We start from the raw sequence: 12209 nt of genomic DNA, 5'->3' as shown, positions 1-12209 counted from the left end.
TGTTGCACGCCGCGGCGCACCACGACGCCGTTGGTCGAGTGCCGGTCGACGATCCACACCGTGCGGTCGTCGTCGACACCCAGCTCGAAGTGCGTCTTCGACAGCGACAGCGTCTCGTCGCGGATGGGGGCGGTCAGCGCGCCGTCCTCGGCGGCGGGATTGCGTCCGAAGAGCGTGCGCCGGTAGACGGCCTGACGGATGCCGTCGTCCCACACCAGCACGGCGAACGCCCGGTCACCCGTGGTGATCCGCGTGTCCTCGACCGCGTCGTCGTCGGCAGCGGAGCCATCGCCCGACGGCGCCACCGGCACGTCGCGCACGACCGACGCCCCGGGCGGCACCGGAGTCCCCGGCAGGCCCGGCAGTCCGCGCTCGACCGGCGCCCCGGGAGATCCCGCGGCCGCCGGGTGCACCGGGCTCGCCGGCACGACGCGCTCCCCCGGCGCTCCCGGTGCCGCCGGGTCCACCGGCACGACGCGATCCCCCGGCACCGCTGGCGTCCCCGGAGCCCCCGGCCCGGTCGGAGCCGCGCGCTCCACCGGCACGACCCGCTCCGCGGAGACCGCGCGCGTCACGGGAGCGGCACGCTCCACCGGCACGACCCGTTCCACGAGCGGCGTCGCCGCGTCGGGCGCGGGCCGCTCCGCGCGCGTGATGCCGGGGACGACCGAGATCACCGGATCGTCGCCGGGATCCGGCCGCGAGGACGCGGCATCCGTCGCCGGCGCGTCGTCGGCCCACGGCGGCACGGTCTCGGCGACCGGGAGGAAGGGACCGGCGGGCACGAACGACGGCTCGACCGGCGCCGGGACGGCCTCCTCCGGCTCGTCGGCCGGCTGCGGGTCCGGCTCGGGCTCGACGGCGTCCGTCATGACCGCGCCGGCCGCGAGATCGTGCCAGCCGCGATGCCACGGCGAGCGGTCGAACAGCGGCGAGAAGTACCCCACGACGACCGCCCCGCCCACGGCCCACACCGCGTTGCGCACGAGCGCGCGCCAGAACCCGAGCGCGGTGCCGTCGGCGTGCCGGCGCAGCCGCAGGCGCAGCAGGCGCATGCCGATCGACCCGCCGCGGCCCTGCAGGGCGGTGTAGACGAGGAACCACGCGAATCCGGCCGCGTACGCGCCGCCGAGCACGAACATGGCCGTCAGGCGCCCGCCGGTCGCGGACGAGACCCCGAACACGATCCCGGCGACCGCACCCATCACGACGAGACCGATCACACCGTCGATCAGGTAGGCGGCGACCCGGCGACCCGATCCCGCCGGAGCCCCGGCCGCACCGGCATCCGGGCCCACGACCGCGTCGGACTGCGGCGGCTCGGCGGTCATGGCTTCGCTCCTCGGCGGCCCGCGCGCAGCGACCGCAGGCTCAGGCGGGCGCGCAGCCGCTCCCACCGCGACGTGGACCCGTTCATCTCACCGACGATATCGTCCACCTCGTTCCAGAACGCGGCCACGTCGTCGGCGGACGGCTCGTCCGGCCCGTACACGTCCGCGTCGGCGCGCTCGGCGAGCGCCACCACGCGGGGCTGCTCGAACGCCTCGCCCACGACGGCCGCGCTCTCTGCGCGCGTGGCCCCCGGCGCGACGCGCGCGCGCAGGTCGCGCGCGTTGTCGACGAGCTCGTCCCAGCCGCCCGAGATGCGGTCGGCGGCGCGCTCCGCGCCCAGCCGACGCGCGCGGCGACGCGCCTTGAGCGCGCCGATCACGAGGAACGGCGAGGCCAGCAGCGCCAGGATGCCGAGCGTCAGGCCGCCGTAGAGCAGCACCGGTCCGAGCCACTCGAAGCCGCTCGGCTCGTCGTCCTCCTGCTCGCGATCGCTCGCGAGCATCGGCGGGAGGTCCGCCGGCTCCTGGGCGGGCGGCGGGGGCTGCAGCACCTGCGGCTTGGGGTTCGCGCGCGGCGTGGTGGTCTGGTCGTTCGGCTCCTGATCCTCGTCGGGCGTCGGGTCGAACGGCACCCACCCGTGGCCCTCGAAGGCGATCTCGACCCACGCGTGCAGGTTGTCGCCGGTGGCGGTGAACACCGACCCGGGGTCCTCGTCCTCGTCCGGATGCCACCCCATCACGACGCGCGCCGGGATGCCGAGCTGCGTCGAGAGAAGGACCATCGCGGCGGCGTACTGCTCGTCGTCGCCGATCATCTGGTCGCCGCCGAACAGGCTCGTGATGCGCGCCGCGCCGTGGCCGGAGGGCGACAGGACGTCGCCGGTGAGCCCGTGGCTGAAGAACCCGTCGGTGCTCAGCCACGCCTGCAGCGCCCGCGCCTGGTCGATGGGGGTCTCGGCGTCGGCGACGGCCTTCGAGGCGAGGTCGGCGAGCTGATCCGGGATGCCGGTCTGCTTCGGCATCTTCACCGGCGCGAACGCCGCGTCGGCGAGCGTCGCGTCGCTCGGCACGGCGCGGAACACCGACGTGAGCGTGTACGCGTCGCCGGCGGCCAGGCCCGAGGTGACGACCGCGGTGCCGGTGCCGTCGTTGTAGTGCGCGGTGCGGCGGAGGGCGTCGGCGCGGTCGCCGTCGAACGCGATGTCGCGCACGGCGCCGGCATCCGGCATCCACACCCCGGAGAGCCCCGAGATCTCGATGCGGAGCGTGGCCGCGGTGCCCTTCGCGTCGGGCGACATGTTCGAGCGCACCGGTGTGAACGCGCTGGAGGAGCCGGCGCCCTCGTCCGACACGTTGTAGACGACGCCGTCGTAGGCGTCCATCGTCGCGAGGCGGACGCGGCCGTCCTCCGGCAGCCCGGTCACGGTGAACAGGGGCGTCGACGCGTCGTCGCGCACGTACGCGCGGAACGACTGGAGCGGGCTCGCGTATTGGCGCACGTCGAACGGCGGCACGACGAAGTCGCGCAGCACATAGCGCGGCGCCGGCGGGCTCGCGAGCGCACCCGTGGCGGCGCCCGCGCCGCTCGCGACGGCCAGCACGACGCCGGCCGCGACGAGCCGGCGCGTACGGGAGTGCTGCACCGCCGCCGCGTCGGAGGTCGACGACGGCTCGACGCGCACGGCCGCCCGCAGCGGATCCCACGCCTGCCGCACGGCGAGCCAGACCGCGGCGACGACCGCGAAGACGACGCCCTGCACGATGGGAGCGGCGGGCTGCGCGACGCCGAGCAGGATCTGGGTCGCCAGCAGTGCGCCCGCGGGCAGGAGGCTCCACGCCACCGGCCGCACGCGCAGCGCGAGCGAGCCGGTCAGCACCGCGGCGACGAGCACGAGCAGGAACGGCACGACGAGGTGCCCGTCCGAGGCCGAGACCGGCGGCACCGTCGTCAGCAGCTGCTTGTACGACGTGACGGCCCCGACCGCGAGGCGCGCCCACGTGTCGAGCGTCGGCACCACCCCGGCGAAGGCCGTGTGCGGCAGCGCGAGCGCGCCGCCGAAGACGAAGTACGCGGCCACGGTGGCGCCGGCCACCGGCAGCACGCCCCAGCGCAGCCGCGCGCCGAGCCACGCGATCGAGAGTCCCAGCGCGAGGGCGCCGAGGCCGGCGACGAGGTACTGCGGGCCGTCGAAGCTCGGGCCGAAGCCCACGACCGCGACCGCGAGGAGCAGCGCCACGGCGACGAGATCGAGCGACGACCGCGCCACGCGGGTCAGGCGCGCCGTCGCCGCGGCGCTCACGAGAGCACCTTCCGCACGGCGCGGGGCAGCTGCTCCAGGGTGCCCAGGGTCACGACGTCGGCGTCGCCGATGCGCTGCAGCGCAGGGGCGTCGACGCGTGTGTCGGCCACCACGGCGAGCACGCGCACGTCGTAGGGCAGGCGCGCGCACGCGCGACGCAGCTCCGCGCCGTCGACGGACGAGCCGCACACGAGCACCGCGACCGCAGCGTCGGGGGCGTGCAGCGCGACGGCTCCGGCGAGCGCCGCGATGCCGCCCTCGCGGGGCCGGGAGTGCTCCAGCGACGACAGCTCGTCGAGGAGCCGCCGTGCGTTCGTGGCGCGCAGGGGGCCGCGCTGCACGCGCGCCTCGAGCGTGCGCGAGTCGCGGAGGGCGCGCAGGCCCACCGAGCCGGCGACCGAGATGGCGAGCTCGAACTCCTCGGGCGTGCGGTAGTCGCCCGGGTGGGTCGACAGGCCCACGACGAAGTGCGAGCGGCGGGTCTCCTCGTACTGACGCACCATCACCTCGCCCACGCGGGCCGTCGAGCGCCAGTGCACGTGACGCAGGTCGTCGCCGGGCTGGTACTCGCGCAGCGCGTGGAACGAGACGTCGTCGCGCGCGAGCTGACGCACCGGCAGTCCCTCGAGGTCGCGCAGGTGCCCGAGCGACAGCCCGTCGAGCGAGGTCGTGCGCGGGTGCACGTAGAGGTCGACGGCGTCGTTGCGGTCGTGCGTGCGCTCGAAGAGGCCCAGCGGGTCGCCGCGCAGCACGCTCACCGGGCCCACGGCCAGCACGCCCCGCGCGGTGGTGGGGATCGCGAACAGCTCCTCGTGCACGGCGTCCGGCGCGAGCCTCGGCACCTCGAAGACGCCCCGCCCGCTGCCCACGGGCAGCACGACCCGCGAGGGCAGGATCGCCCGGCGCGACCGGTTGGTGAGCGTCAGCGCGCCGACCGCGCGCTCGCCCACGACGACGTGCGTGCGGGTGAGGTCGAGGTCGACGTCGTAGACGGTGCGGCCGAACAGGAACGGCACGCTCAGAGCGAGCACCGCAGTGACGACGACAGCCGCCACGAGCGCCTCCATCCAGCCGAGCGCGACGGCGCCCGTCCACAGCACGATCGCGGTCGCCAGCAGCACCCACCCGATCGGCCGCACGACGCGCGCGGCGGTCCGCACGCGCACGAGGAGCCGCGGCGCGTGCTCGGCGAGCGCCTCGCGGACGAGCTCGGCGCGCGAGGCGGCGCGGACGGATGCCGTGTCCGTCGCAGGCGCGACGGCGTCCCGGTGCGCGTCGCGCACCGGGACGTCCGCCTGCTGCGACGAGGTCATCAGGCCCTCGCCAGCGGGGCCTGGACGTCGGCGAGCGCGCGCTGGACGACGGCATCCGGTGTCGTGCCGGAGAACTCCGCCTCGGGGTCCATCACGAGCCGGTGCGCCCACACCGCCGGGGCGAGGGCCTTGACGTCGTCGGGGACGACGAAGTGGCGGCCGTGTGCGGCGGCGCGCACGCGCGCGATGCGCATCATCGAGATGGCGCCGCGCACCGAGACGCCCAGGCGCACCGAGCCGGACTCGCGCGTGGCCTCGACCAGCTGCGCCGTATAGCGGGCGACCGCGGGGTCGACGTGCACCGTCGCGGCGAGGTCGGCCATGTCGGCCACGGCGCTCGTCGTGATGACCGCCTTGAGGCGTGCCGACGGGTTGCGATCCACCGCACCGGCGAGGATGCGCTCCGACACGGCCGTCGACGGGTAGCCGATCGACGTCTTGATCATGAAGCGGTCGAGCTGGGCCTCGGGCAGGGCGTAGGTGCCCGCCTGCTCGATGGGGTTCTGCGTCGCGATGACGAGGAACGGGCGGCCCACCTCGTGCGGCACGCCGTCCACGGTCACGCGCGACTCCTCCATGACCTCCAGGAGCGCCGACTGCGTCTTCGGCGAGGCGCGGTTGATCTCGTCGGCGAGCACGATCGAGGCGAACACCGGGCCGCGGTGGAACTCGAACCGATGCGCCTGCTGGTCGTAGATCGTCACGCCGGTGACGTCGGAGGGCAGCAGGTCGGGCGTGAACTGGATGCGCGTCGAGGTGCCCTGAACGCTCGCGGCGAGCGCCTTCGCGAGGCTCGTCTTGCCGGTGCCGGGGGCGTCCTCCAGCAGCACGTGCCCCTCGGCGAGCATCGCCGACAGCACCAGGCCGACGACGTCGCGCTTGCCCATCAGGGCGAGGTCGACGTTGTCGACCAGCCGCGTGAAGGTGTCGCGGAACCACGTGGCGTGTTCCGGGGTCATGCTCATGGGCTGTCGCTCCTCGTCGTGGTGATCGTTCTCGTCGTGGTCGTCGTCATCGTCGGCGGCGCTAGTTCCTCGGCCACCAGGCCGTCTCGGTGTCGACGCCCCCGCCCCAGCCGACGATGTCGACCCAGACGTTGTAGCCGTCGGCGCCCGACCAGCACAGGAGCTGGACCGATCCGTTCGCGGGCAGGTTGAACGAGTAGCGGGTGCCGAACCGGTGCGCGCCGCCGGAGTCGTTCCAGCAGTCGATCGCGTAGTTGCCCGCCGGGAAGTCACGCGTGTTGACGACGAACTTGTAGCAGCCGTTGACGCAGCCCTCGTTGACGAAGTCGCCGCGGCTGACCCACACGCGCGGCGAGGGCGGCGGAGGCGCATCCTGCGTGCGGGCGGACGCCGAGGCGGTCGTGGTCTGGCCGGCTGCCGTCGTCCGCACGTCGATCGTGCGCGTCTGGCTGTAGCCGACGTCGCCGAGGTTGCGCGAGCCGTCGGGCGCGACGGTCTCCCACGCGCCGCCGTTGATCGAGATCTGCGTCGTGATGTCGCGGCCGTTGCGCGCGGGAGAGGTCCACGAGACGCTGATGCTCGTGCCGTTGGCGGAGGCGCCCGCGGAGGGGTTGCCGATGGGCCCGTACGGCGCCACGACGTTCGACGCCGCCGAGGGGTCGCCCTCCTCCGTGATGCCGCCCACGGTCGAGACGGCGCGCACGCGGATCGAGTACGTGCCGTTGTTGTTCACCTGGCCGTTGCCGATCGTGCCGCTGCCGCCGTTGCCGCCGGCGACCCAGTCGCCGCGCCAGCCGTTCGTGCCGACCGCGTACTGGTAGACGACGTCGCCCGGGTTCGCGCCGTTGAGGTCGCCGGCGGCCCACGAGACGCTCACCGTGTTGTTCCCCTCGGCCGCGGTGACCGCCGTCGGGGCGCCGGGCGTGCCGAACGAGCGGCGCGGCGCCGACGGCGCGCTCCACTCGCCCCAGCCGGCCTTGTTCTGCGCGCGCACGGCGAACGTGTAGTCGGTCTGCGAGTTCGCGACGGTCACGGCCTGGGTCCGCTGCCCCGCCGGGATGCCGGTGACCGTGCGGACGACCGACGCCCCCTGCCGCACCTGCAGCTCATAGCCGGAGACCGCGTCGCCGCCGTCGCTGGCCGGCGCGTTCCACGAGACGCCCAGCTGGTTCTGGTTGCCCACCGAGTCGAGTCGCTCCGTGGTCGGGGCGCCGGGCGCGTCCGGCTGACGCGCCGGGACCATCGTCTGCGACCACGGGCTCCAGCCCGACGGCTCGGGCGCGCGGTTGTGCGCGCGTACGCGTACCTGGTACGCGACGCCGTTCTCCAGCCCGTCCCACGTGAGCGACGTGCCGCTCACGCCGGTGCGCTGCACGATGCCCGAGGGCGGCGCCGGCGAGATCTCGAGCGTGTACGTCTCCACCGGCGAGCCCTCGGTGCGCGGCGCGGTCCACGCGACGTCGAGGCGGCGGTCGCCGAAGCCGAGCGTGGGCGGCGCGGGCGCCTCGGGGCGCACGTCGGGGCGCGCCGTCTCGGACGGCACCGACGGGTCGGACTCGCCGACGCGGTTCGTGGCGGTCACGACGAAGTTGTACTCGACGTTGTTGGTGAGGCCGTCGAGCGTGCACGTGGTCGACGCGCACTGCTTGGTGTAGCCGCCCGCGGTCGAGCGCACCGTGTACCCGGTGATGCGCGTGCCGTTGTCGACCGGCGGCGTCCACGACAGGACGACGGTGCGGCTCTGCACGCTCGACACGGTCGGCTTGCCGGGCGCGTCGGGCCGCCCCTGCACGGTGATGCGGATGCGGCCGTCGACCTCGCGGTCGGCGTCGCCGGTGGCATCCTGCACTCGATAGCGCACCACGACGGTGCCCACGAAGTCGGCCGCGCTCGTGACGCGCACCTCGCTCCCGGCGACCTCGGCCGTGGCGCGGCCGGTCTCGGTGCCGGCGAACACGATCTTGAGCGGGGTGTCGGGGAACGGGTTGACGTCGTTGGCGAGCACCGGCACACGGATCGTGGCGCCCTGGTCGGCCTCGGCGATCACGTCGTCGTTGGCGTTCGCGAGCGGGCGGGTGGATGCCGTGACCAGCACCGCGATGTCGGCCTCGACCGGCTCGGTGCGACCGTCGGTCACCCGCACGCGGAGGGTCGCCGCGGTGCCCTTCGCGGTGTCGGCCTTGGCCGCGACGCGCAGGCTCTGCCCCTCGACCGAGGCCGTGAGCCCCGCCGGGACGCCCCCCGCGAGCGAGAACCGGAGCTTGCCGGCATCCCCCGGATCGGGATCGGTCGCGAGCGCCGCGAGGTCGAGCGTCGACGCCGACTCGCCGGGCGCGACGCTGATCGACGCGCCGACCATCGCGGGCGGCTGGTTGTCGGGCGGCAGCACCGTGATCGGGATCGTCAAGGTCGCCTTGCGGCCGGCAGGGTCGTCGGGCCCGGTGCCGTCGGTGACCTCGAACGTGAGGGCGTCCTGGCCGAAGTAGCGCGCCTTGGACGTGTAGACGAGCGTGCGCTGGTCCTTCACGAGCGAGGCGCCGTCGGAGTGCACCGCCGAGACCTTCGTCGCCTCGGTGACGACGACGTCCTTGCCGCCGCTCGCCTGCACGTGGTCCTTCAACGGCAGCTCGATCGTCTTGCCGCTCTCGACCTCGACGGGCTTCGTCGACCGCAGCGTCGGCGGCAGCTCCGACAGCGCGGGCACGTGCACGAAGGCGGATGCCGTCTGCCCGTCGGCGTCGCGCACCGTGTACGTGATGAGCCGCCGCTCGTCGCCGAGCGTCACGCGCACCGTGCCGTCGGCGCGCACGCGCGCCGCGTCTCCGCCGGCGCCGAGCGTGACCGAGAGGGCGCTGCGGGTGCCGTCCGGGTCCTCGTCGTTGTCGAGCACGGCGATGTCGGCCGTGCCGTCGTCGCCGACGTCCTCGGCGCGCACGCGGTCGTCGCGCGCGATGGGGCGCGCGAGCGGCACGTCCTCGGCGACGGCGATCTGCACCGCGGCGGTCGAGGTGAGGCCGCGCGCGTCGGCGATCGTGTACTGCAGGCTCGTCTGCATGGGCGAGGAGGGCGCCGTGATCACGAGGTACTCTCCCGAGACCTCCGCGTCGAGGCCCGCGACGTCGGGGATGTCGAGGGCGTTCTTCGCGAAGCCGAAGGCGTCGCCGTCGGGGTCGGAGTCGTTGACGAGCACCGGCACCGCGACCTGCCGGCCGGGGCGCATGACGACCGCGTCGCGCACGGCGTACGGCGCCTGGTTGACGGTCTCGGCCGGCGCGACGCCGACCTGCACGGCCGCGGTGCCCTCCTTGCCGAGGCGGTCGCGCACGCGGTACGAGAACGAGTCGACGCCCACGCTCGTCTCGAACGCCTCGTAGACGAGCGAGTCGGCGCCCACCGACACGAGCCGCCCCTTGCTCGGCGCCGAGGCGATGCCGACGAGCTCGACCGAGTCGCCGTCCTCGTCGATGCCGTCCAGCGGCACCGGGATCGTGACCTTCGTGCCGCTGAGCGTGCGCGCGGTGAGGTCGCGCGGCCGGGGCGCCGCGTTGGCCTCGTCGTTGCGGGGCAGGATCTGGATCGTCACGTAGGCGGCGTCGCGCTGTCCGCTCGAGTCGGTCGCCTCGTACGTCGCATACACGGTGCGGGGCTCACCGCCGGCGCGGAAGCGCACGGTGTCCTCCGACACGAACGCCTCGCCGTCGGCCGGGTCGACCAGCGGCGGCACCAGGTCGGGCACGACGTGGATCGTGTCGCCGTTCGGGTGGTAGTCGTTCTCGAGCACGTGGATCGTGACGGTGTCGCCGACCCGCACGACCACCTGGTCGTCGTTGGCGACCGGCGGGCGCAGCTTCGACGGCGCGCGCACCGGGATCACCACGATCTCGCCCGTCGCCGAGCGGGTGCCGTTCGAGATCGTGTACGACACGCGCACCTGCGTGTCGAGCGCGCCCTGGTCGCTGATGCGGATCGTCTCGTGCCCGAGCACGGCCGCCGCGACGCCGCTGTCGGGCTCGACCGTCACCGACTGGACGACCAGGATGCCGCCGGCGGGATCGGTGTCGTTCGAGAGCACGTTGACGAGCACGTCGCCGCCCGCGGGAAGCAGCGCGACGTCGCGCACCGCGACGGGCGGGAGCTCGGTGCCGCTGTCGGGAAGCACGTCGACACGTACGAGCCCGGGCACCGAGTTGGGGCCGGCCGACGCGAGGTACTGCACGTAGTAGGTGCCGGGCGCGTCGGAGGCGAACGAGAAGGTCTTGTTGGCGAAGTCGGGCACGATCGCCGCGCCCGGCACCTCGTCGACGCGCGTGAGACGCAACGGCTCACGGCCCGAGCTGGTGTCGTTCGTGAGCGGCGCGACCGTGACCGTGCGCCCCGCGCGCGTGACGACGTGGTCGGGGTTGGTCACTGGCACGGTCGTGCCGAGGGGGCGGATGTCGTAGCGGGCGATGCCCCCGGCATCCTTCGTGCCGTCCGACACCGTCACCGGCACGTCTTTGCGGCCCTGCATGCCGCCGATCGCGCGGTAGGTGATCTGGCCGTCCGAGGTGAAGTCGGCCTCGTCGCCGCCGTCGGCCACGACGTCGAGCAGGAAGATGTCGTCGCCGTCGGGGTCGATCCAGTCGGGCAGCACGTTGTACGACGCGGTGCCGCCGGACTCCACCGTCACCGGAGTCACGCGCTTCTGTACCGGGGCCGCGTTGGTCTGCCAGCCGTGCACGCTCAGCGACACCCGTGCGGTCGCCTCGCCGCCGCGGCCGTCCTCCACGCGGTACGTGAACGACGTCGAGCCCGAGGCGTCGTCGGGGACCGCGATCTGCAGTGCCGCGCCGTTGTGGATCGGCTCGACCGTGCCGAACGACGGATCGGTCTCGACCGAGGCGACCAGCACGTCGCCGTCGGCGTCGGTGTCGTTGTCGAGCACCGGCAGCACGGTCGTGCGCCCGGGGCGCACGCCGAACTCGTCGTCGACGGCGATCGGGACGGTGTTCTGGTCGGTGCGCTCGGGGAGGGTGGTCTGCACCGTCTCCTCGGTGGTCTCCTCCTCCTCTTCGCCGACGCCCTCGGGCGGCGTGATGTCCTGCCAGTTGTCGACGCGCTGCATGCTGTCGCTGGCCATCCACGCGGCGCCGCCGAACACGTCGTTGAGGACCACGACGTCGCGGTTCACGCGGAACTGCAGCACGCTCGTCGGCTCGATGCCGTCGACCGGCTCCACGAGGTCGTCCTTCTTGCCGGGGCAGTCGCGCACGAACCGGCCCGAGCCCGACCACGCCCCGTACGCGCAGCCGGCGACGAACACCGGCGCGGCGGCGCTCCCCTCCGCGCCCTTCGCGTCGATGGTGGTCGCCTCGCCGCCGCCGGTGGGCACGCGGACGAGGGCCTTCGGGGTGCTGAGGGTCACGGCATCCGCCGCCGGCGACGGCTGCTGCAGCACGGCGTCGGCGGGCACCTCGGTGCGCGATCCGTCCGAGCCGTGGAGCGTCCGGGTGTCGGCGTCGAGCACGTACGCCGTCTCGCCGACCGCCGTGACGGTGAGGGCGTGGGATGCCTCGACCCCCTCGAGCGTGCGGCGCGACGTCTCGGCGAGCGTGTTGTCGTCGCCGCGCCGGAAGGAGAGGAGCGTGGCGTCCTTCGCCGAGACGGCGTGGACCGTGCCGTCGGTGCCGACCGTGGCGGCCGCGCCGCGGCCGAGGTCGGCGAGCGGCTCGGTGGCCTCGGCGCTGAACCCGCTGACCTCGGCGAACCCGACGGCGCGCAGGGCGCCCTGCGCGGGGTCGAGCACGGCGACCTCGTCGCCGCCCGAGCCGACCTGCGCCCCCGGCGGCAGGTCGGCGCTGTCGGCGAGCACGACGCGGGCCGGGTCGATCGCGGTCATCGTCGAACCGCCGTCGTCGACGACCAGCACGCGCGAGCCGTTCTGCTGCAGGTCGTACTCGCTCGACGACGTGCGCAGGCCCCCGTCGAGCACGCGGGACTCGTGGTTGAAGTGGCCCACCAGCATGCTCGACTGCTTCGTGACCCAGACGCCGCCGTCGTGGAGGTCGACCTCGGTCGTGGGCTTGCCCTCGTAGACGAACGCGAGCGTGCCGATCGTGACCGCGAGGGCGCCGACGATGCCGACCGAGGCCAGCGCGCGCGGGCGCGCGCGGAGCCAGGCGAACGACGGCATGTGTACTCGGCTCCCCCCGGGCCTGATGTGAGCATCGTCCGGATCGACGCGGATGTCGGGCATGCCGCTCGATCCAGACCCGCCAAGCTTACGGCACGATCGGCGGCACCTGGAACCCCGGGTTCCGG

The 12209-nt window shown here is 74.2% G+C and carries 5 protein-coding genes; all 5 read right to left on the bottom strand.

The window, feature by feature from the left end; translation table 11 throughout:
- On the bottom strand, positions 1–1331 hold a 1331-nt coding region (locus tag WML84_RS08240; protein WP_347345663.1), incomplete at its 3' end, for an RDD family protein.
- Positions 1328–3631: a transglutaminase-like domain-containing protein gene (locus tag WML84_RS08235; protein ID WP_347345662.1), complete on the bottom strand. Its 2304-nt coding sequence runs from the start codon at positions 3629–3631 to the stop codon at positions 1328–1330. The genes WML84_RS08240 and WML84_RS08235, both read right to left, overlap by 4 nt.
- Positions 3628–4944 carry a DUF58 domain-containing protein gene (locus WML84_RS08230; protein ID WP_347345661.1) on the bottom strand — a complete coding sequence of 439 codons (1317 nt, stop codon included), beginning with the start codon at positions 4942–4944 and terminating at the stop codon, positions 3628–3630. Before WML84_RS08230 ends, WML84_RS08235 begins: the two co-directional genes overlap by 4 nt.
- Complete coding sequence (locus WML84_RS08225) at positions 4944–5909, bottom strand: MoxR family ATPase (protein ID WP_347345660.1); 966 nt, start codon at positions 5907–5909, stop codon at positions 4944–4946. The genes WML84_RS08230 and WML84_RS08225 overlap by 1 nt, the downstream gene beginning before the upstream one ends.
- Before the next feature lie 61 nt (positions 5910–5970).
- Positions 5971–12081 (bottom strand): Ig-like domain-containing protein, encoded by a 6111-nt coding sequence (locus WML84_RS08220; RefSeq protein ID WP_347345659.1) that lies wholly within the window; start codon positions 12079–12081, stop codon positions 5971–5973.
- Positions 12082–12209: the final 128 nt, after the last annotated feature.

The organism is Microbacterium sp. (assembly GCF_039812165.1).
Taxonomy (GTDB): Bacteria; Actinomycetota; Actinomycetes; order Actinomycetales; family Microbacteriaceae; genus Microbacterium.
This window is presented reverse-complemented; position numbering and strand designations above follow the sequence as displayed.

Coding starts and splice junctions, on each gene's coding strand:
- WML84_RS08230 (WP_347345661.1), bottom strand. CDS start 4,944: ATGACCTCGTCGCAGCAGGCGGACGTCCCGGTGCGCGACGCGCACCGG.
- WML84_RS08225 (WP_347345660.1), bottom strand. CDS start 5,909: ATGAGCATGACCCCGGAACACGCCACGTGGTTCCGCGACACCTTCACG.
- WML84_RS08220 (WP_347345659.1), bottom strand. CDS start 12,081: ATGCCGTCGTTCGCCTGGCTCCGCGCGCGCCCGCGCGCGCTGGCCTCG.